We start from the raw sequence: 19,857 nt of genomic DNA on the forward strand, positions 1-19,857 counted from the left end.
GGTCGACAGCTTACCGCGCCCGCGCCTCACAGCATTCCAAGCGCGTGCATATAGGTTTCCAGGATCGTTTCCTGCTCCTGACGCTCGTTGGCGTCTTGCTTGCGCATTCTCACGATCGTTCGCAACGCCTTGACGTCATATCCGTTGCCCTTGGCCTCGGCGTAGACGTCGCGAATGTCGTCGGAAATGGTCTTTTTTTCTTCCTCTAGCCGCTCGATGCGCTCGATGATGGCCCTGAGCTGGTCCTTCGCGAATCTGGTCGCGGGTTCTTCCGTGGCGGCGACAGCGATGGCCATCCTGTTACTCCTGATATGAACGATGACTGCTATGAAAGATGACGTTGGGACTGTGAGCTCGGATACACCGGCCGCCTGTCACATTTGAATGAAACTCGACACTCCCGAGCGGCGTGCTCGGCGTCAAGGCGACATCGCGCTCATCCACAGCGACCCACAGGCCGCTCGCCAACGAATCAGTGACTGCCCGGGTTCTTCTTCATCGCTGCGAGTTGCTCCGGCGTTGCCTCGCCCTGATGTTTTGCCTTCCAGGTCTCGTAGGGCATGCCGTACACCGCTTCACGGCTTTCGTCCTTGGTCATGACAGCGCCATTTGCGTCAGCGGCGTCCTTGAGCCAGTTTGACAGGCAGTTACGGCAGAAACCGGCCAGATTCATCAATTCGATATTCTGAACGTCACTACGGGACTGTAGATGATTGACCAGCCGACGGAATACCGCAGCTTCCAGTTCGGTTCTCGTTCTGTCATCAATGGTCATGCACTGATCTCGCCATAGCCTGTCTGAGTTGAATTGGAGCGTGTCACGGATTTTACCATATCGCGGCGCAAATAGGAGTTCATAGGCTGGAAAATGAGCACCTTGACGTGAAAAGCCAGCTCAAACCGTTGACAGGCGCAGCAGGTCACGCGAAATCACGGCGAAACGATTTGCCCGGCTAATGACCATATCAGACCACCCCCTCTTTCCCACGTTCTCGCGGCGCGCGAGTATCGCGGGCTTCTTACCTGCCCTCGGCATCCTCGTCGTCTGTCTGTGGTCGGTGCCCGCAGCTGCAGACTTCCGGCTCTGCAATAATACCTCCAGCCGCGTCGGCATCGCCCTTGGCTACAAGGACGCTGATGGCTGGACCACCGAGGGCTGGTGGAATGTTTCATCGCATGCCTGCGAGACGCTGCTGCGAGGCACGCTCATCGCACGTTATTATTATATTTATGCTCTAGATTACGACCACGGCGGCGAATGGTCGGGACAGGCTTTCATGTGCTCGCGCGATAAAGAATTCACAATCAAAGGCACCGACAATTGTCTCGCCAGAGGCTTCGACCGCACCGGCTTCTTCGAGATAGATACCGGAGACCAGCGCGCGTGGACCGTACAATTGACGGAAACCGGTGAGCATGGGCCACAGCGCGTGCCTGGGTTGCCACAAGGTGAAATGCCGGGCGCGCCCGATTCTACGGGCGGAACGTCTCCAGGTGCGTTGCCCGGACGCAAGCCATGAGACGCTTGCGCCGTATCAAGATACTCGCCACCCTCGGGCCTGCCTCATCCGAGAGCGCGATGGTGCGCCGCCTGTTCGAGGCTGGAGCGGACGTTTTCCGCATCAACATGAGCCACACCACGCATGACAAGATGCGCGAACTGGTGGCCACGATCCGCAACGTCGAGGGCAGCTACGGTCGGCCGATCGGCATTCTCGTCGATCTTCAGGGACCCAAGCTCCGGCTCGGCTCATTCGCGGACGGCCCGATCCAGTTGAGCAACGGCGAAACCTTCGTTCTGGATTCCGACAACAGCCCCGGAGACAGAACCCGGGTTCATCTGCCGCATCCCGAAATCCTGGCGGCGCTGCGCCCCGGTCACACCCTGCTGCTCGACGATGGCAAGGTCCGCCTGATCGCCGAGGAAACTTCGCCCGAGCGCGCAGTGACACGCGTCGTCGTCGGCGGCAGGATGTCTGACCGAAAGGGAGTGAGCCTGCCCGATACCGATTTGCCGGTGTCGGCGATGACCCCCAAGGACCGCTCCGATCTCGATGCGGCGCTGGAAGCCGGCGTTGACTGGATTGCATTGTCCTTCGTGCAGCGAGCAGACGATGTTGCCGAAGCCAAGAAGGTGATCCGCGGCCGTGCGTCAGTGATGGCCAAGATCGAAAAACCGCAAGCGATCGACCGGCTGCCTGAAATCATCGAAATGGCCGATGCGTTGATGGTCGCGCGCGGTGACCTTGGCGTCGAATTGCCGCTCGAGCAGGTTCCCAGCCTGCAAAAGCAGATGACGCGGATGGCGCGCCGTGCCGGCAAGCCAGTGGTGATCGCGACGCAGATGCTGGAATCGATGATCCTGTCGCCGGTGCCCACCCGTGCCGAAGTCTCCGACGTCGCCACCGCGGTTTACGAAGGCGCAGATGCCATCATGCTGTCCGCCGAGTCCGCGGCCGGAAAATATCCCATCGAAGCCATCGCGACCATGAACCGGATCGGCGAAGAGGTGGAACGCGACCCGATCTATCGGGGTGTGCTCAACGCGCAGCGCGCCGAGCCGGAGCCTACCGTTGGCGATGCCATCGCTGACGCCGCCCGGCAGATCGCAGAGACGCTCGATCTCTCCGCGATCATATGCTGGACCAGTTCGGGTTCGACAGCGCTGCGTATGGCGCGCGAGCGCCCGAAGCCGCCGGTGGTCGCCATTACCCCGAACCTTGCGACGGGGCGTAAGCTGGCCGTGGCGTGGGGCGTACATTGCGTGGTGGCGGAAGACGCTCACGACCAAGACGACATGGTCGACCGGGCAGGCTCCATCGCTTTCCGCGACGGGTTTGCCAAGGCAGGCCAGCGCATCATCATCGTGGCCGGCGTGCCGCTCGGCACGCCGGGCGCGACGAACATGGTCCGTATCGCCTTCGTCGGTCCGAACGGTGAAACGGGTGTTTAGAGCATGATTGTTTCACGTTGAGGCGGATCCTGCGTTGAAGAAGTAATTGGCGCTGGGGCGGCTGTCAGCAAGGTGGTGACGTGCGCTTCCATGTGGCTTCGACGATTCGCTCAGCTGCTTTTCGGAGCGAGGGCCTCAGCCTACCAAAGACCTGCTCGACCGGATTGGGAGCGGGACTGTAGGGCGGCAGGAAGAACGGCCTGGCGCCGGCCGCTCGGATTGCGCGGCCTTATGGCATTTCCGCTATGACTGCAGAGCTGACGACGATGTCGCCGGGCTTAAGCGTAGCCCCAAACAGAGGTGCGCGAGGGATTTAGGGCTGCGCGCTGTCGTTTCCGGGCAAGTTTGACCCGCAGCCTAGCGTTGCGAGGCCGCTCGCACCACGAGCGCGGTCGTGGTCAACTTGGCAACGGCCGATCCGGTGAATCGATCGCAGACCAGACCCATCTGCGAATCGTCTGAGAAAGCCATTGCGATCATCCGGTCCGGCTTATCAAAATAGACCTGCATCAACGTCATGTCCTGCTCGCCCATGACCGTCGCCAACATTGTGCGGCTCGCGCTCGGGGCAAGGATCATCGCACGCATCCATGCGTCGCTGTCGCGTGCAGTCGCCCGTGCTAAACGGCGGGATATCGATACGCTGGACTTTTGGCCTTGAGCGCTTTTGGCCACGACGGTCGTCACGCTGTCCACCGCCATCGGGTTACGCGCGGGGAGGGTCGCCGGCCGGATGGGCGGGATCGATGCGGTCGCCGCGACTATTCGCGCCCGGCGGACGTCCTGCTCTGACGCATAGGCCAGTGCCTGCAAGGCACTAGAGACACCGTCGGTCGGCTGCCGGTCGGCTGCGGAGACCGCCTGTCGCGCGCTGACGGCGGCCAAAACCTGCTTTGGCGTGACCTGCTTCGAGGCCGGCGGGATTTCATCCCAGAACCCACGGGAATTGATGATGTCGGCGGGGGTCTGAGGTTTGCCGTCCGCCGCCTGTTTCGCGGGCGGCGGCGGCGGAACTGACTGTACGTCGGCGGAGGCCAATTTGAAGGCCCCGGGCTTCGGCCGCGGCACCGGGACCGATGAAGCGGCGAGTGCGACCGGCTGATCTGGCTCCGCCGCAGGGGTGCCGTCAGATTCGTCATCTTCGTCGGCCGACTTGCCGCGGAACAGCGCCATCAGGAAATTCGACGGCTTGCTGGTCGCAGTACCTTCGTCACCCGCCTGCCGGCGCTTTTCGATGTCAGCCATCGCGACCTGATAGCCCGGCAGCGGATTGCCGTCCGAGGGAATGTGCACGGTGCGGCCGTTCGGGAAGACACGCACCAGCTGATCGTGGGTCATGCGCGGCCAGTGTCGCACATGTCCGGTATCGAGATGAACGAATGGCGAACCAGATTTGGGATAGAAGCCGACGCCGCCGCGCTGGAGGCGTAATCCGGCGAACCGGATTTTTTCGAGCGACACGCCAGGAACGAAGAAGTCCATCGCGTGCCCCAGCATGTGCTGGCTGAATCGCGCGACGCCGCTGTCCTTGGAGCGGCGGCGAAGCATGGCGTTGGTGCCCGGAGAGCGGTAGGCCGAGACGATGTTGATCGGCTGCTTGGCGTCGACGTCCCGATAGACCTCCCAGAGGATATCGAAGAGATGGCGATCCATGGTGGTCTGCTCCTGGCTGCGCCAGTCGCGGAGAAAGTGATTGAGCTGTTTCAGGGCGCCATCGTCATAGCGGCCGTCGCGCTTGAAGGTGATGGTCAGGTCTTCGTTGGAATGGGTGTGATGAAAGGACAGCGTGCGCGTTTCATTCAGCGCCGCGGCATCATGGACCGATCCAGCACCTGCAAGTAAAAGAAGCGACGACAGGCCGATGCGGAAACCCGTCCGTGAAATCGACAACGATTTCAAGCCGCGTGCAAAACCAGAAAGCACGTATGAGCCCACCCGGAAGACGATCAAGTCGGAAAGCCCTTCCACGAAAACCCCATGTGAAAGGACATAAGCCAAGTCGTAGGGCAGGACGGTTAACGCCGATTTACCTTACCTTCCTGCTCTAAAGATTAATTAGCTCGCTGACTGTGGCAAAAAAGAGCCATGTTATCGAGAAGGGGTGGATAGTGGTTAACGTTAAAAGGACGCCATCAGGTGATGACGCCCTTGTTTTTAATCAAGTAATCCGCTTTCGATGGCTCGTGAAAGGCGAGTTAGCGCCCGTATATCCGCCGGCGACGGTCGTCCATCTGCGGAGGCGGGGTCTGGACACCGAACAGCCGCTCGAAGAACGACGGGCCGCTGTTGTCGAAACCACCACCAAACCCGCGGTTTTCGTTGAAGGCCACTCCTTGCTGCGGAATACTCCCCCTGGGACGGGAATAACTCGGCTGGGCATGAGCGATGACCGTTTCGAGATCGCGCCCACTGGAGTTTTGGAGCAGCGCCAGTATCTTGGCATCTCGGCCGTAGACATCTGCGCGAAGTTGCAATTTGCCCGCATGATCCACAAACGCGGTCTGATAGGTGATGTGCACCGGAATTGGAGTCGGGAACTTGATGTCAAACTCGTTCCGGCCATACATGCTCCGGACTTTTTCCGGAGTGTAATGCTCCTGCGGAAGGGCGATGTTGAGTAACGTAGCGGCGTATTGGTCGGGGTTCTGAACCCGCATGCAGCCGTGGCTGAAGGCGCGCGTCTCTTTTGCAAACAGGTGTTTGTCCGGCGTATCGTGCTGGTACACCAGAAACTTGTTTGGAAAATTGAAGCGGATGCGGCCCAGCGCATTACGTTCGCCTGGCGGCTGCGAAATGTGAATTCCGCCGTTGCGATCACGCTCCAGCTTGAGACCCATGCGCTCCAGCACGGTCGGGTCCTGCTGCAAGGCGGGAAGGTATTCCTTGTAGATGATCGAGGGCGGCACGTTCCAGGTTGGGTTGACGGTGATGTACTTCATCGTTTCCGTCAGAAGGGGCGTGGCATGGACTCCCGGCTTGCCCACGACGACGCGGGTGGTCCAGATCGGCGTACCATGCTGCATCACCCTGAGCGAATAATCCGGGATATTCAGGATGGCATAGGCGTCGCCCAGCGATGGAGCTCCAAGCTCGCGCGGCAGCCAGCGCCAGCGCTCCATGTTGACGATGACGGTGTCGATCTGGCGATCCCGTTTCGGGCTGTTGATCGCCTTGATCGTCCGCTCGTCGAGCACGCCAGTCGCCTTGAGATCAGCGTTCGCCTGAAATTTGCGGACGGCGGCCGCGACCTTCGCGTCATAATGCGTGTCATCGGCGTTTTCAGACACGCCAAGTTTCGCGCGCAGGATTGGCACGCGGGGATCTTCCATCACCACGGCGGGGTGCTTCTTGCCACGCGCCGGCGTGTATCTAAGTGCAGGGCCGTCCGCAATCTGTGTGACAGGGCCATCGCCCACCCCACGCAACTCGGCCAGTTTCTGCTTCAACTCCCGATAAAGCTTATGCGGTGGGTTGTAGCTGTCGAGCGCTGCGGAGGAATCCTTGGCGGTGGTGACGTTCGCTAAAACCTGCTCGGGATCGACAGGGTGCTCGGGATATTGGATATCAGCGCTGACCTGCGACCAGTGCATCCGGCCGCTCTGGGCCTGACGGGCGTAGTCCATCATGCTCGCGGTCAGCTTCAGGTCGGCTTCTGCCAGCTGGTCGGGCGATGACGCCGCAGCAAAGTTGGGTACCGGATAGTCGGCGGGATTGAGGCCGTCGGCCGCAGCGTCCCTGAGGCGCGCAATCACACCCTTGGCTTGCGCATTCAGTGTGCCGCCCTCGGTCCATAGTGGCGCATAGCTCCGCGCCGCGTAGAATTTCTCGATCGCCGCCCGCTCGGCCTTGCGGTCAAAGAATTTTGTCGCCTCGGTATCGAGCAATGGGCGCAGCTTTTCGGCGACCGGCTGATCCGCAGGCGGGACGATGTTCGCGGCCTTTACTGGTTCGCTCGGCTGATCGGTGGCCGTCGCGGAGCCGGTCTCCGCTTGAGATGGCGCGGCCGCGGGGGTGATCGTCGCGGTGGCGTCCTTCTTCGGCTCATCCTTCATCGCTTCGTTCGTCTTGATGCCGTCTGACGGAGCCGCAGTGACATCATCTGGTTTGGCGGCAGTAGTCTTGGGCTCGTCAAGCTTCGTTTCTGTGGTCTCGGGGTTTGGGCCCGGCTGGACGCTTGAGGGCTTCGCATCGGAAGACGCGGTTGCGTTGGTAGATGTATCAGAGTGCGAGGTGGCCGTGTCGGCTGCCTTTGAATCGGCAGGCTTCGGATCGGTTGCGCGCGTCTCGGTCTTTTGATCGTCCGGCTTCGACTCGCGGACCACCGGTGGTGCAGGCTGCACATCATCCGCCTTAAAATCGGCTGCCGTAGGCGGCGGAATGTTGGCTGGCTCTGGCGTTGGAATCGCTGCGTCGATTGCGAGTTCGGAGGCGCTCTTTTTTGCGACATCCGCCTGGGCAAATGCGGCCGAGGTCGAAACTGCTAAAAAGGTGGCTGCAAGCACTGTCAGGATCCGATCGAATCCTCTCCGGTTAGTCGGGTAGTCTCGCATTCTCGCACCCTCGGGTGAAACTGTCCCCACGGAACAATCTGGTGAATTTTTGTCCTGTGTCCGTCGAGGCTTTGTTTTGGCCTTCACGACACCCGGATGCTGCTACTCGCACGCCTGATTCGGGCAGCCAACGCCGCAAACCGCGATTCACGACAAACTGACCTCAAAAGACATCGTTGGCAACGCGATGTGTTGTTTTGACGCGTATTTTCCGTTGGTCTGTCACTACGCCGCAACGGTTCAGTCGCCCGCGCGCACTCTCGCGTGATCAGGTTCAAATGCGCGCGCCGAACTTACCTAAAACGCACTTGAGCTCGTTACTGTTCCTCTTTGGCGACGATGCCATTTTTCGCGGCGATGTCGTCGAGCTTGCGGTAAAGCGTGGATCGTCCGATTTTCAATCGGCGCGCCACTTCGGACATTTGTCCGCGGTAATGCGAGATTGCGAAGCGAATGATGTCGGCTTCCAACTCCTCGAGTGGGCGTACTTCGCCGTCTTGAGTGAACAATGGCAGGCTGCCGGGATCTGGCGTAGGTGCAAGGGGTATGTCGTTACCGTTTACGACGTTCGATGCTGTTCGTGGCGAAACCGGCTCCATGATCAGCGGCTCGCCAGCTTCGGCGTACGTATTCGGGTGAATGTCCGTAGCGGGCTGCAAACCGGTTGACGGAAAATCCGACAGGCCAAGATGCGTGCCCTCGCTCATGACGACCGCGCGGTAAACAGCGTTTTCGAGTTGGCGGATGTTGCCGGGCCAGTTGAGCTGTGACAGCCCCGCCATCGCCTCGCCGCTGATGCCGTTGATCGTTCGGTGTTCCTCGGCGCAGAAGCGCGCCAGAAAGTGCCGCAGTAGGTTCGGGATATCGTCGCGCCGCATCCGAAGCGGAGGGATCGTCAGCGGCAGCACGTGCAGGCGATAGAACAGGTCTTCCCTGAACTGTCCGGCCTTGACGCGATCGAGCAGCCGCCGATTGGTGGCTGAGATAATGCGGACGTCGACCTTGACCGGCTTGCGGCCGCCGACCGCTTCGACCGCGCCTTCCTGCAGCGCGCGCAATAGTTTTACTTGCGCGGCTAACGGCAACTCGCTCACTTCATCGAGAAACAGCGTGCCGCCGGAAGCTTCGACGAACTTGCCGGTGTGGCGCTCGGTCGCGCCGGTGAATGACCCCTTTTCGTGACCGAACAGGATTGACTCAACGAGGTTGTCCGGGATCGCGCCGCAGTTCACCGCGATAAACTGCTTGGCACTGCGGTCACTAGTGCCGTGGATGGCGCGTGCGAATAGCTCCTTACCGACACCGGATTCGCCTTCGATCAGCACCGGGATCGACGAGCCTGCTGCCTTTTTCGCGACCTTCATCACGTCGGCCATGGTCTCGCTGCGGGTGATGATGTCGGCGAAGGTGAGGCGACCTTCACGGCTGTGACGGACGCGCTGCAATTCGTTCTTTAGTGCGCTGGCGTTGAGCGCATTGCGCAAGCTGACCTGAAGACGCTCGATGCCGACCGGCTTTACGACGAAGTCATGTGCGCCGGCACGCATGGCCGAAACCACATTGTCGATACCCCCATGTGCGGTCTGGACAATGACGGGGATGGCGAGGCCGGCCTCGCGGATTCCCGCGAGCACGCCCATGCCGTCGAGGCCGGGCATCACGAGGTCGAGGACAAGAGCATCGATTACCGGTCCGTCGCTCGCCGTCATTACGGCGACAGCGGCGTCGCCGCTTTCGACCACCATCGTTTCATAGCCGCACCGCCGCACCATGTTCTCGACGAGACGACGCTGCACCGCGTCATCGTCGGCGATCAAAATCGTGGCAGTCATGGCATTCCCCGCGCACTACAACTATCTGTACCGAATCGAGGCACACTGGCGGACGGTGATTAATTCGCTCTTAAGGTTTGCCGCCGTGCCATCATGATGTCGTAACTGCTCTCCCGTTGATCGGTATTCATAGAGAAAGTCTGGATCGATAATGGCTGCGCGTACTTCCTCCGCCTCACGCAAATCCGCTACCGCTCGTAAACCCGCCTCCCACCGCAAGCCGGCCAAAAAAGCGGTTGCCGTGAAACCGGGAGGTCTGCCGGAGTGGAATCTCGCGGATCTCTATTTCGGGATTGATGCGCCCGAGGTCGCGCGCGATCTCGACAGGATCGATGCTGAATGCAAGGCTTTTGAGGCGGACTACAAGGGCAAGCTCGCGACGGAAACGTCGAGCCCTGAAGGCGGCGTATGGCTTGCGGGAGCCGTACGACGCTATGAGGCGATTGACGATCTCGCGGGCCGGCTCAGTTCCTTTGCAGGCTTGATACACGCTGGCGACAGCGTCGATCCCGCGATCTCGAAATTCTATGGCGACGTCTCGGAGCGTCTGACGGCTGCGTCGCTGCATCTGCTATTTTTCCCGCTGGAGCTCAACCGCATCGACGATGACGTGATCGAGCGCGCCATGCAGGCGCCGGAGCTGGAGCATTATCGCCCCTGGATCGAGGATAGTCGCAAAGACAAGCCGTACCAGCTTGAGGATCGGCTCGAGCAGCTTTTCCATGAGAAGTCGCAGACCGGCTACTCGGCATGGAACAGATTATTCGACCAGACGATTGCAGGGTTACGATTCAGGGTCGGGAACAAGGAGTTTGCGATCGAACCAACGCTGAACCTGTTGCAGGATCGCTCGCCGGAGAAGCGGAAAGCGGCTGCTCAGGCGCTGGCGAAGACGTTCAAGGCCAACGAGCGAACCTTCGCGCTCATCACCAACACGCTCTCCAAGGATAAGGACATTTCCGACCGCTGGCGCGGCTTTCACGACGTCGCCGATTCGCGCCACCTGAACAACCGCGTCGAGCGCGAGGTGGTGGATGCGCTGGTGGCCTCGGTGCGCGCGGCCTATCCGCGGTTGTCGCATCGCTATTATGCGTTGAAGGCGCGCTGGTTCAAAAAGAAGAAGCTCGCCCATTGGGACCGCAACGCGCCGTTGCCGTTCGCCGCCACCGGCGTCATCCCCTGGACCGATGCGCGCAAGATGGTTTTGACCGCCTATGGCGAATTTTCGCCAGAGATGGCCGGCATTGCCGAGCGATTCTTTACCGACCGGTGGATCGACGCGCCTGTGCGCCCCGGCAAGGCGCCGGGAGCGTTTTCGCATCCGACCACGCCGTCGGCGCATCCCTACGTGCTGATGAACTACCAGGGCAAGCCGCGCGATGTGATGACGCTGGCGCATGAGCTGGGGCACGGCGTGCATCAGGTGCTGGCTGCGAAGAACGGCGCGCTGATGGCGCCGACGCCGCTGACGCTTGCGGAAACCGCGTCAGTCTTTGGGGAGATGCTGACCTTCAGGCGCCTGCTGGCGCAGACCAAGAACGCGAAGCAACGGCAGGCGCTGCTCGCCGGCAAGGTCGAGGACATGATCAACACCGTGGTGCGCCAGGTCGCGTTCTACACCTTTGAGCGCGCGGTTCATACCGAGCGTAAGAGCGGCGAACTCACCGCAGAGCGCATCGGTCAGCTCTGGCTTGGCGTACAGGGCGAGAGCCTCGGTCCCGCGATCGAAATCAAGCCGGGGTACGAGACCTTCTGGATGTACGTTCCTCACTTCATTCATTCGCCGTTCTATGTCTATGCCTACGCGTTCGGCGATTGCCTCGTGAACTCGCTCTATGCAGTGTATGAACACGCGTCCGATGGTTTCGCCGAGCGCTATCTGGCGATGCTCGCGGCCGGCGGCACCAAGCACTATTCCGAACTGCTGAGGCCGTTCGGGCTCGACGCCAGGGATCCACAATTTTGGGATGGCGGATTATCGGTGATAGCCGGCATGATCGATGAGCTTGAGAGGATGGGATAGGTTGGCCCATCGGCCGCCGTGCTGCGCGGCAAAATGGCGCAGTCTTGTCTCAGAGGCCGGTACCGAGCTGAATTACAATCGCAGCGTGTATTTTCTGGCGGGAAGTGGATTCTTCAGGGCGCGAACGGCCCACCGGGACAGATGCGTAAGGCAACCGGAAGGGAGGTCTGGTTCCGGACAGGCGGGGTGCTGCCCCTTTATCCGTTGAAATCATCAGGCGAAGGGCGGGCCGTAAGCCAGGAAAACTTGGCTTCCGGCGAGTTCGAGGGGCTGGATTTGTATATTTTATACATAAAGGGGCGATGACTTCGCCAAGGTGACCGCCGCACCGTTGCTCTGTCCCTCTGATTGCGCTAATTCCTCCATCGCAAGATCAACCCTGGCTGGAGACTTGACGTGTCAGATCATAACGAAATCGTTTACTCGACGGCGGACGGCATGGATTACCCGGCGCACGAGGGAACATATAAGGCTTTCATCAAGATGGGGACGATCGGCACGGCGGCCGTGATCACCATTGTCTCGTTGATGGCGATTTTCCTCACCTGATTGTACGGTCGACCTTTCTGACCGTTCTGGATTTCCATTGCTAGCAACGTGGCTGGTGCTTTAGTCGTGCGTGGCCGTTGGCTGCGGGGGGCATCATGAAGATTGCGATTGCGAAGGAAATCGATGAGTCGGAGCCGCGGGTTGCCGCGTCACCCGACACAGTAAAGAAGTTCAAGGCGCTCGGCGCGGATGTCGCAATCGAGCCGGGCGCCGGAACTAAATCGGGTGTGCCGGATTCGGACTTCACCGCTGCCGGAGCGGTGGTAAGTACCGATGCCGTGAAAGACGCCGACCTTGTTATTAAGGTGAGGCGGCCCGAGGCATCCGAGCTGGCGCGCTACAAGCGTGGCGCTCTGGTGATCGCGATCATGGATCCCTACGGAAACGAGGCTGCACTAAAAAAGATCGCGGACGCCGGTGTGTCGGCTTTCGCAATGGAGCTGATGCCGCGTATCACGCGCGCCCAGGTGATGGATGTGCTGTCCAGCCAGGCAAATCTGGCCGGCTATCGGGCCGTCATTGAGGCCGCCGAGGCGTTCGGCCGCGCATTTCCAATGATGATGACGGCCGCCGGCACCGTGCCTGCTGCGAAGGTATTCGTCATGGGCGTCGGCGTTGCTGGCCTTCAGGCGATCGCCACCGCGCGCCGTCTCGGCGCCGTAGTCACCGCGACCGATGTTCGACCCGCGACCAAGGAGCAGGTGGAAAGCCTCGGCGCCAAATTTCTCGCCGTAGAGGACGAGGAGTTTAAGAACGCGCAGACCGCTGGCGGCTATGCCAAGGAAATGTCGAAAGAGTATCAGGCCAAGCAGGCGGCGCTAACCACTGAACATATCAAGAAGCAGGACATCATCATCACGACGGCGTTGATTCCCGGACGCCCGGCGCCGAGGCTCGTGACCGCGGAGATGGTGCGCTCGATGAAGCCTGGCTCGGTGCTGGTCGATCTCGCGGTTGAGCGCGGTGGTAACATTGAGGGCGTCCAGGCGGGTAAGGTCGTCGATCTCGATGGTGTAAAGATCATAGGCTTTACCAACGTCGCTGGCCGCGTCGCCGCCTCGGCGTCCAGCCTGTACGCTCGCAACCTGTTTTCGTTCATTGAGACGCTGGTCGACAAGACGACCAAGGCGCTTGCGGTGAACTGGGACGACGAACTGGTCAAGGCCACCGCGCTGACCCGGAATGGCGCGATCATTCATCCGAACTTCCAGCCGAAAAGCGCATGATGATCATGAGCCCAGCCGGTCAGCGGATTGTTCCGGAGAACACGACGTGCGCGTTCATTTCCGGGTTTGCCGTTCACGCTTCTCGCACGCTCGGAAACGACGAATAGGAATGCCTCCATGGAACATGTCGTGCAGGCCGTCGATCCCTTTGTTTTTCGGCTGTCGATTTTCGTTCTAGCCGTATTCGTCGGCTATTTCGTGGTGTGGTCGGTGACGCCGGCACTGCATACTCCGCTGATGTCGGTCACCAATGCGATCTCGTCGGTGATCGTGGTCGGCGCGCTGCTCGCCGTCGGCGTCGGCATGATCTCAGAAGGCTCGGGCTGGGCGCGGGCCTTCGGTTTCGTCGCTCTGGTTTTTGCCTGCGTGAATATCTTCGGCGGCTTTCTCGTCACCCAGCGAATGCTGGCGATGTACAAGAAGAAGCAGAAGTAGGCCGATCCGCGATGGGACGATTGTCGGCAAGCGAAGTCGTGATGATCGGGCGTGCGCGTGAAGCGCGTCTTCGTGCGGATGACCAGAATGTCCGCGTTCTATTGATAAGAAAAAGCCGGGATGCCCGACGCAAGACGGGGCATGACGGAATGCCCGGGAGATAGCAGACGCCATGAACGCCAATCTCTCCGCGCTTCTTTATCTCGTCGCCGGCGTTTTGTTCATCCTGTCGCTGCGGGGGTTGTCCAGTCCGGCGTCCAGTCGGAAAGGCAATTTCCTCGGCATGACCGGCATGGCGATCGCGGTCGCGACCACGCTCGCTGCGCATCCGCCCGCCGACGCCGTGGCTTGGGTGCTGGTGATCCTCGGTGTTGCGATCGGCGGCAGCATCGGCGCGGTGATCGCGCGCCGGGTGCCGATGACGTCGATGCCGGAACTGGTCGCGGCGTTCCACTCGCTGGTCGGCATGGCGGCGGTGCTGGTGGCCGCTGGCGCGTTCTATGCGCCCGAGGCTTTCGGAATCGGCACACCCGGCAACATCCATGCGCAGAGTCTGATTGAGATGTCGCTCGGCGTTGCCATCGGCGCATTGACATTCACCGGCTCGGTGATCGCGTTCTTGAAACTGTCGGGCCGCATGAGTGGCGCTCCGATTATCCTGCCGGCACGTCACATCATCAACATCGTGCTCGGACTCGCACTGGTGTTCTTCATCGTCGGGCTGGTGATGTCCGGCAGCGCGCTCGATTTCTGGCTGATCGTGATTCTGGCGCTTCTGCTCGGCGCGCTCTTGATCATCCCGATCGGCGGCGCCGACATGCCGGTCGTGATTTCGATGCTGAACTCGTATTCCGGCTGGGCTGCGGCCGGCATCGGCTTCACGCTCGGCAACTCGGCGCTGATCATCACGGGCGCGCTGGTCGGCTCCTCTGGCGCGATCCTGTCCTACATCATGTGCCACGCCATGAACCGGTCGTTCATCTCGGTGATCCTGGGTGGCTTCGGCGGTGAGACGGTGGCGGCCGGTGGCGGCAGCGGTGAACAGAAGCCAGCCAAGCTCGGCTCGGCGGATGACGCCGCCTTCATCATGAAGAACGCACAGAAGGTCATCATCGTGCCGGGCTACGGCATGGCGGTGGCGCAGGCGCAGCACGCGCTGCGCGAGATGGCCGACAACCTCAAGAAGGAGGGTGTCGAGGTGAAGTACGCGATTCATCCGGTGGCAGGCCGGATGCCCGGCCACATGAACGTGCTGCTGGCCGAGGCCAACGTGCCTTACGACGAGGTGTTCGAGCTCGAGGACATCAATTCGGAATTCGCGCAGGCCGACGTGGCCTTCGTCATCGGCGCTAACGACGTCACCAACCCCGCGGCGGAGGAAGATAAGTCTTCGCCGATCTATGGCATGCCGGTGTTGCAGGTCTGGAAAGCTGGCACGGTGATGTTCATCAAGCGCTCGCTGGCATCGGGCTATGCCGGCATCGATAATCCACTGTTCTATCGGGACAACACCATGATGCTGCTTGGCGACGCCAAGAAGATGACGGAGAATATCGTCAAGGGAATGTAATTCGGCGCTATTCAACAGTGGAGGCCGGTATGGCGGATGACAAGGCGAAGCGCGGCGGAAGTGACGGTCGCTTGATCGCGTTGGGTGAGGCCTACGAGGTCCGTTACTGGTCCAGAAAATTCAAAGTCACGCCGTTAAAGCTGAAGGCCGCAGTCAAGGCTGTCGGTCGCTCCGCCAAAACAGTCGAAGCCTACCTCAAGCTGCAAAAACGTGCGACGAACGACCGGGCACTGATCGCGCTGACCCAACCCTATGAAGTCAGCTACTGGTCGAAGAAGTTCAAGGTGACGCCGGCACGGCTTCGCGCCGCGGTTGGGGAGGTCGGACGCTCCTCGAAGAAAGTCGGCGCCCTTCTCGCTGCCAAGAAGACCGTCAGAAAGAAAACTGCCGGCAAAAAGAAGACAACAGCGAAGAAGGTAAGGGTGAAGAAGGTAAAGGCGAAAAAGGCAAAAAAGAGCGCCAGTAAGCGCGCCAGATAACTTTTCCAATGCCGCTGCCGGCGTGGATTTTACCGCGCTGGTGGTTTCGCTTTCGTGCTTGGGTCCGGCCGGGTTTCGACATCGCCGTCGTCCCCGAATACCCCGACTTCTCGCAATAGGTCGGCAAGCCGCCGGATCAAGTAACACGAAATGGTGAGGAACACCGTTTGCCTCCGATCCGTCGCGATTGATCCCTTAATCGGCCCAAAAACTCTCCCACAGACAGCGCGGGAGAAGCCGATCATGCTGAAATACTTTGTTGAAAAAATATTGCCTTCCATCATTGCGACGGTGACAGCCGCCTACATTGTGAACCATTACATCGCCGTCAAGCCGGATACGCCGCCGGCTGCTGCGGCGTCGGCCGCGATTTCCGACAAAGCGGGCGACACCGATTCCGAGGCCAAGGTCCGGGCGGGAGATATGTCCGGGAAAGAAAGCGCCACGGCGCCTGACGAGAAGGTCCAGCCCGAGAAGATTCCATCCGAGGCTGCCGCAGCGAAACCTGCCGAGAAGCGGGCGGCGAGTTTGCCGGCCGACACGAAAAAGCACCAAACGCCGCAGCGCGAGAAGACTGCCAAGGTCAGGTCGATGACGACCGCTCCGGCACAAGCGGCTTCGGCCGCGGATGCCAACGGTCTTGCGCGGGCCGCGATCGATCGGCTGCACAACACGACCGAGGCGTCCTTGGAGGTCGAGGCGGTACGTCCTCGATCAGAGGGGCCTCCTCGAGCGCAGCAGGATGCCGATCGTCAGTCGGTCGCGCCTTCACGACTCCAAGAGGTCACGCATGCCACACCTCAGGCGGCGGAGTCGCTTCCATCAGCGATCCAAGCGTCTACGCCCAAAGTGGAAACAAGCAGGTTTGATCCGGCCGGAGCTGGGGAAGGGACGCTTTTCGACCAGGCCGACCGTGCGCGGCTGCCGGTTCCCCCTGAAAATATCCCGCAAGCATCTCGGCCGTTCGATCTAAAGGCCAACGAGCCAGCGCCGGCGACGCGGGCTCAGGCTGTCGCCGACGATATGCTTTCGGCTGCGAAAGCGGTCGTCGAGACTGTGCTGCCGCGGTAGTCACAGAAATCCATCAGCATGCAGCAATAACAACGCGGGCCTAAAGCCCGCGCTGAATTCAATGTCGAACTTGTAGTAATTGTTCAGCGCGGTCCACGAGGGCCAGCGGCTGGACCGCCCCGGCCGACTCCAGGTCCGGCGCCAAAAACCGGCTTCGGTTTCATGGGCAGTAGACCTTCGCGCTGCATCTTCTTGCGTGCAAGCTTGCGGGCGCGGCGCACGGCCTCGGCCTTTTCGCGAGCCTTCTTTTCCGAGGGTTTTTCGTAATGGCCGCGGAGCTTCATTTCGCGGAAAATTCCCTCACGCTGCATCTTTTTCTTCAGCGCCTTGAGGGCTTGATCGACATTGTTATCGCGAACGAGAACCTGCACGCGGCATCCTCTTTTCAACTACGGTGAGAGTTTTTCAGACAGCGAAGGGCCGACAAAGGCCAAGCCCTCAGCGTCAAGGGCGCCGATGTATCAGATCAAGGCGCGGATGTCCACCATAGGCGATCGTTGGGCGCGGGGGAAAAAGCCAAAAATTCAGGTGAAATTCCCCCAAAGAACAACCATTGGGGTTTTAGGAAGCCTCATATCGGGCTTCTATGGAACCTGAATCCGGGTGGTGTGATCCCCCGCAACCGAGGAGGGCGTGTCATGGATGTCAGGAAATACGTGGCCGAACTGATTGGCACTTTCTGGCTGACGTTTATGGGATGCGGCAGCGCGGTCATCGCGGCCGCGTTTCCGCAAGTCGGCATCGGGCTGCTGGGCGTGGCTTTTTCTTTCGGTCTGAGCGTTGTCACCATGGCCTACGCGATCGGGCATATTTCAGGCTGTCATCTCAATCCAGCGGTCACAGTGGGTTTGGCCGCCGGTGGCCGGTTTCCGGCAGGGCAAGTGGTGCCGTACGTTATTGCGCAGGTGATCGGGGCGGTCGCTGGCGCGGCGCTGCTCTATGTGATCGCCAGCGGTGCGGCAGGATTCGACGTAACCAAGGGTTTCGCATCGAATGGCTACGGCGAGCACTCGCCCGGTCACTATAACCTCATGGTTTGCTTTATCACCGAGGTGACAATGACGGCCATGTTCCTGTTCGTCATCATGGGATCGACCCACGGCAAGGCTCCGGCGGGTTTCGCGCCGCTGGCGATCGGACTTGCGCTGGTGATGATTCACCTTGTCAGCATTCCCGTGACCAACACGTCGGTGAATCCGGCGCGTAGCACCGGTCCCGCACTGTTCGTCGGCGGCTGGGCTCTGGAGCAGCTCTGGCTGTTCTGGGTAGCACCGCTGATCGGCGGCATCATCGGCGGCGTGGTCTATCGCGGGCTGAGCACTGAGCCGGAAGGCGTCGTCGCGGGAAAGTAGCGGGTTATTCCTGAGCGTCATTGCCGGGCTTGGCCCGGCAATCCTCTCCCCGGTGAAGATTCTTCTCCGGGCATGATGAGCGTTTCGGCGTAAGCGCGTTGTCAGTCAAGTGCCGTTGTCAGTCGCGGCCCTTCACCTCTGTCACATGCCCCATCTTGCGACCGGGGAGCGGGGGGCCCTTGCCGTAGATGTGAACGGCGGTGCCGGGCACGGTGAGCCACCGCCCGTAATCGAGGACGTCCTTGCCGATCAGGTTTGTCATGACGGCACTACCCCGCCGGACCGGCTTGCCGAGCGGCCAGCCGGCGACTGCGCGAATATGCTGCTCGAATTGCGAGACCGAGGCGCCATCGAGCGTCCAATGACCGGAGTTGTGGACTCGTGGTGCGATCTCATTGACGAGCAGCGTTGGCCCGCTCGCGCCGGGTACCACAAACATTTCCACGGCCAGCACACCGACATAATCAAGGGCAACAGCAATTTTCTCTGCCGTGTCGCGAGCCTGCGCGGCGAGCGCATCAGGAATCGCGGCCGGCGCGCGCGAATATTTCAAGATGTGATCGTGGTGCTCGTTCTCGGTCACGTCGAAACATTCGACACGTCCATCGACACCGCGCGCGGCGATTACAGAAATCTCACGCTCGAACGACACGAAGGTCTCGACGATTGCGGACTTGGTGCCGAGATCGTCCCACACCTGATCAAGATCGTCGCCCGCGCGAATGATGGCCTGTCCTTTGCCATCGTATCCGAAGCGACGGGTCTTGATCACGGCGGGAAGGCCGATGACGTCGATTGCTTCGCGAAGCCCCTGCGCCGACGCCACGTCGGCATAGGCGGTAGTACCGATCCCAAGACCCGCGACAAATTTCTTTTCAAGCAAACGGTCCTGCACCGTTTCCAGGATACGATGATCTGGCAGCACCGGCCGGCGTGCGGCGAGGATCATCGCGGTGGCCGCTGGGACGTTCTCGAATTCATAGGTGATCACGTCGACGTCGGCTGCGAACAATTCCAGTGCCTCGACGTCGGCGTATTCTGCGCAGGTGGCGTTCTGCACAACGTCGAACGCCGGGGAGTCCGGGTCCGGCGAGAATATCTGACACTTGAGGCCGAGGCGTGCGGCCGCCAAGACCAGCATCCGGCCGAGCTGACCGCCGCCGAGAATTCCGATGGTGCCTCCCGGTTTGAGCGTCGGCCGCCGAGAACCAATCACGCTGTTTCCTCCGGGCGCTCGGCTACTGCATCCGTCTGCCGCTTGCGCCAGGCGGCAAGGCGGCCAGCGAGCGATGGGTCATTGAGCGCCAGCACGCTTGCCGCCAGCAGCGCCGCATTGATGGCGCCGGCCTTGCCGATCGCGAGCGTTCCCACTGGAACGCCGGCCGGCATCTGCACCATGGAATAGAGCGAGTCGACCCCGGCAAGCGCCCTGGACTCGACGGGCACGCCAAGCACCGGAAGTTCCGTCAGCGATGCCGCCATGCCGGGCAGGTGCGCCGCGCCGCCTGCGCCCGCGATGATGACCTTGAACCCCTCGGCCTTGGCGCCCCGGGCGAATGTAAACAGTCTTTCAGGTGTGCGGTGCGCGGAGACAATCCGGTTTTCACTGGTGATGCCGAGCGCGGCCAGCGTTTCCGCGGCGTGGCGCATGGTCTCCCAATCCGACTGGCTTCCCATGATGATGGCGACAACGGCGGTCATTTATCTATTTGTTTGTTCGGGAATCCAGAAACCGATCCGAATTATAGGAAGGCGTCTTGACGAGGCAAGCAGCTGGGAATGAACTATCCTTTCTTGGTGAACGGCGGCAAGCCTTG

General features: G+C 60.8%; 18 protein-coding genes and 1 pseudogene. 10 read left to right on the forward strand and 9 right to left on the reverse strand.

The genetic code is table 11. From position 1 onward, the window contains the following. Positions 1-26: 26 nt before the first annotated feature. Positions 27-296: a DUF2312 domain-containing protein gene (locus tag AC1RT6_RS16085; RefSeq protein ID WP_079446052.1), complete on the reverse strand. Its 270-nt coding sequence runs from the start codon at positions 294-296 to the stop codon at positions 27-29. 176 nt (positions 297-472) lie between these two features. Continuing rightward, the gene (locus AC1RT6_RS16090) at positions 473-775 is read right to left on the reverse strand and encodes a DUF1244 domain-containing protein (RefSeq protein WP_079446053.1); all 303 of its coding nucleotides are present in this window, start codon (positions 773-775) and stop codon (positions 473-475) included. Positions 776-956: 181 nt separating this feature from the next. Between AC1RT6_RS16090 and AC1RT6_RS16095 the strand changes: the two genes are divergently transcribed. Together AC1RT6_RS16095 and pyk are read left to right on the forward strand one after the other, a co-directional pair. Next, the gene (locus tag AC1RT6_RS16095) at positions 957-1,520 is read left to right on the forward strand and encodes a DUF1036 domain-containing protein (protein WP_079446054.1); all 564 of its coding nucleotides are present in this window, start codon (positions 957-959) and stop codon (positions 1,518-1,520) included. After that, positions 1,517-2,953, forward strand: coding sequence for a pyruvate kinase (pyk, locus tag AC1RT6_RS16100; RefSeq protein WP_079446055.1), 1,437 nt, complete (start codon positions 1,517-1,519; stop codon positions 2,951-2,953). Before AC1RT6_RS16095 ends, pyk begins: the two co-directional genes overlap by 4 nt. Positions 2,954-3,041: 88 nt before the next feature. Here pyk and AC1RT6_RS16105 read toward each other — a convergent pair. The 4 genes and pseudogenes from AC1RT6_RS16105 to AC1RT6_RS16120 form a co-directional block, all read right to left on the reverse strand. Then, a pseudogene (locus AC1RT6_RS16105) lies at positions 3,042-3,210 on the reverse strand (transposase); the annotation flags it as partial. A gap of 100 nt (positions 3,211-3,310) precedes the next feature. Further along, positions 3,311-4,876, reverse strand: coding sequence for a peptidoglycan L,D-endopeptidase MepK (locus tag AC1RT6_RS16110; RefSeq protein ID WP_079446067.1), 1,566 nt, complete (start codon positions 4,874-4,876; stop codon positions 3,311-3,313). Between the two features lie 272 nt (positions 4,877-5,148). After that, entirely contained in the window at positions 5,149-7,503 is a 2,355-nt protein-coding gene (locus AC1RT6_RS16115; protein WP_079446056.1) for a L,D-transpeptidase scaffold domain-containing protein, read from the reverse strand. 317 nt (positions 7,504-7,820) lie between these two features. Next, the gene (locus tag AC1RT6_RS16120; protein ID WP_079446057.1) at positions 7,821-9,335 is read right to left on the reverse strand and encodes a sigma-54-dependent transcriptional regulator; all 1,515 of its coding nucleotides are present in this window, start codon (positions 9,333-9,335) and stop codon (positions 7,821-7,823) included. Positions 9,336-9,486: 151 nt separating this feature from the next. On the opposite strand from AC1RT6_RS16120, the gene AC1RT6_RS16125 reads away from it, so the two are divergent. From AC1RT6_RS16125 to AC1RT6_RS16155, 7 genes are all read left to right on the forward strand, one after another. Beyond that, positions 9,487-11,358: a M3 family oligoendopeptidase gene (locus AC1RT6_RS16125; protein ID WP_079446058.1), complete on the forward strand. Its 1,872-nt coding sequence runs from the start codon at positions 9,487-9,489 to the stop codon at positions 11,356-11,358. A 396-nt stretch (positions 11,359-11,754) separates the two neighbouring features. Continuing rightward, positions 11,755-11,907, forward strand: coding sequence for an aa3-type cytochrome c oxidase subunit IV (locus tag AC1RT6_RS16130; RefSeq protein ID WP_079446059.1), 153 nt, complete (start codon positions 11,755-11,757; stop codon positions 11,905-11,907). Positions 11,908-12,002: 95 nt separating this feature from the next. Beyond that, on the forward strand, positions 12,003-13,133 hold the full coding sequence (locus tag AC1RT6_RS16135) for a Re/Si-specific NAD(P)(+) transhydrogenase subunit alpha (protein WP_079446060.1): 1,131 nt from the start codon (positions 12,003-12,005) through the stop codon (positions 13,131-13,133). A gap of 117 nt (positions 13,134-13,250) precedes the next feature. Beyond that, a complete protein-coding gene (locus AC1RT6_RS16140) occupies positions 13,251-13,568 on the forward strand; it encodes a proton-translocating transhydrogenase family protein (protein WP_011314297.1) in 318 nt (105 codons plus the stop codon). 172 nt (positions 13,569-13,740) lie between these two features. Then, positions 13,741-15,138 (forward strand): NAD(P)(+) transhydrogenase (Re/Si-specific) subunit beta, encoded by a 1,398-nt coding sequence (locus tag AC1RT6_RS16145; protein WP_079446061.1) that lies wholly within the window; start codon positions 13,741-13,743, stop codon positions 15,136-15,138. 29 nt (positions 15,139-15,167) lie between these two features. Then, a complete protein-coding gene (locus AC1RT6_RS16150; RefSeq protein WP_079446062.1) occupies positions 15,168-15,617 on the forward strand; it encodes a DUF3606 domain-containing protein in 450 nt (149 codons plus the stop codon). A 243-nt stretch (positions 15,618-15,860) separates the two neighbouring features. Next, complete coding sequence (locus AC1RT6_RS16155; protein WP_079446064.1) at positions 15,861-16,688, forward strand: hypothetical protein; 828 nt, start codon at positions 15,861-15,863, stop codon at positions 16,686-16,688. 83 nt (positions 16,689-16,771) lie between these two features. On the opposite strand, the gene rpsU is transcribed toward AC1RT6_RS16155, so the two are convergent. Then, positions 16,772-17,059: a 30S ribosomal protein S21 gene (gene rpsU, locus AC1RT6_RS16160; protein ID WP_079446065.1), complete on the reverse strand. Its 288-nt coding sequence runs from the start codon at positions 17,057-17,059 to the stop codon at positions 16,772-16,774. 267 nt (positions 17,060-17,326) lie between these two features. Between rpsU and aqpZ the strand changes: the two genes are divergently transcribed. Next, entirely contained in the window at positions 17,327-18,040 is a 714-nt protein-coding gene (gene aqpZ / locus AC1RT6_RS16165) for an aquaporin Z (RefSeq protein ID WP_079446066.1), read from the forward strand. A 118-nt stretch (positions 18,041-18,158) separates the two neighbouring features. Here the strand turns inward: aqpZ and AC1RT6_RS16170 are convergent, their stop codons facing one another. Both AC1RT6_RS16170 and purE read right to left on the reverse strand, forming a co-directional pair. Beyond that, positions 18,159-19,256 carry a 5-(carboxyamino)imidazole ribonucleotide synthase gene (locus tag AC1RT6_RS16170; protein ID WP_079446068.1) on the reverse strand — a complete coding sequence of 366 codons (1,098 nt, stop codon included), beginning with the start codon at positions 19,254-19,256 and terminating at the stop codon, positions 18,159-18,161. Further along, positions 19,253-19,741 (reverse strand): 5-(carboxyamino)imidazole ribonucleotide mutase, encoded by a 489-nt coding sequence (purE, locus tag AC1RT6_RS16175; RefSeq protein ID WP_079446069.1) that lies wholly within the window; start codon positions 19,739-19,741, stop codon positions 19,253-19,255. The genes AC1RT6_RS16170 and purE overlap by 4 nt, the downstream gene beginning before the upstream one ends. Positions 19,742-19,857 lie beyond the last annotated feature (116 nt).

The organism is Nitrobacter sp. MLSD-S21, from assembly GCF_058809865.1.

Bases quoted from the DNA above. Each gene is read 5' to 3' on its own strand.
- AC1RT6_RS16115 (WP_079446056.1), bottom strand. From the start codon at position 7,503: ATGCGAGACTACCCGACTAACCGGAGAGGATTCGATCGGATCCTGACA.
- AC1RT6_RS16085 (WP_079446052.1), bottom strand. From the start codon at position 296: ATGGCCATCGCTGTCGCCGCCACGGAAGAACCCGCGACCAGATTCGCG.
- AC1RT6_RS16090 (WP_079446053.1), bottom strand. From the start codon at position 775: ATGACCATTGATGACAGAACGAGAACCGAACTGGAAGCTGCGGTATTC.
- purE (WP_079446069.1), bottom strand. From the start codon at position 19,741: ATGACCGCCGTTGTCGCCATCATCATGGGAAGCCAGTCGGATTGGGAG.
- AC1RT6_RS16150 (WP_079446062.1), top strand. From the start codon at position 15,168: ATGGCGGATGACAAGGCGAAGCGCGGCGGAAGTGACGGTCGCTTGATC.
- aqpZ (WP_079446066.1), top strand. From the start codon at position 17,327: ATGGATGTCAGGAAATACGTGGCCGAACTGATTGGCACTTTCTGGCTG.
- AC1RT6_RS16135 (WP_079446060.1), top strand. From the start codon at position 12,003: ATGAAGATTGCGATTGCGAAGGAAATCGATGAGTCGGAGCCGCGGGTT.
- pyk (WP_079446055.1), top strand. From the start codon at position 1,517: ATGAGACGCTTGCGCCGTATCAAGATACTCGCCACCCTCGGGCCTGCC.
- AC1RT6_RS16155 (WP_079446064.1), top strand. From the start codon at position 15,861: ATGCTGAAATACTTTGTTGAAAAAATATTGCCTTCCATCATTGCGACG.
- AC1RT6_RS16095 (WP_079446054.1), top strand. From the start codon at position 957: ATGACCATATCAGACCACCCCCTCTTTCCCACGTTCTCGCGGCGCGCG.
- AC1RT6_RS16145 (WP_079446061.1), top strand. From the start codon at position 13,741: ATGAACGCCAATCTCTCCGCGCTTCTTTATCTCGTCGCCGGCGTTTTG.
- AC1RT6_RS16125 (WP_079446058.1), top strand. From the start codon at position 9,487: ATGGCTGCGCGTACTTCCTCCGCCTCACGCAAATCCGCTACCGCTCGT.
- AC1RT6_RS16120 (WP_079446057.1), bottom strand. From the start codon at position 9,335: ATGACTGCCACGATTTTGATCGCCGACGATGACGCGGTGCAGCGTCGT.
- AC1RT6_RS16140 (WP_011314297.1), top strand. From the start codon at position 13,251: ATGGAACATGTCGTGCAGGCCGTCGATCCCTTTGTTTTTCGGCTGTCG.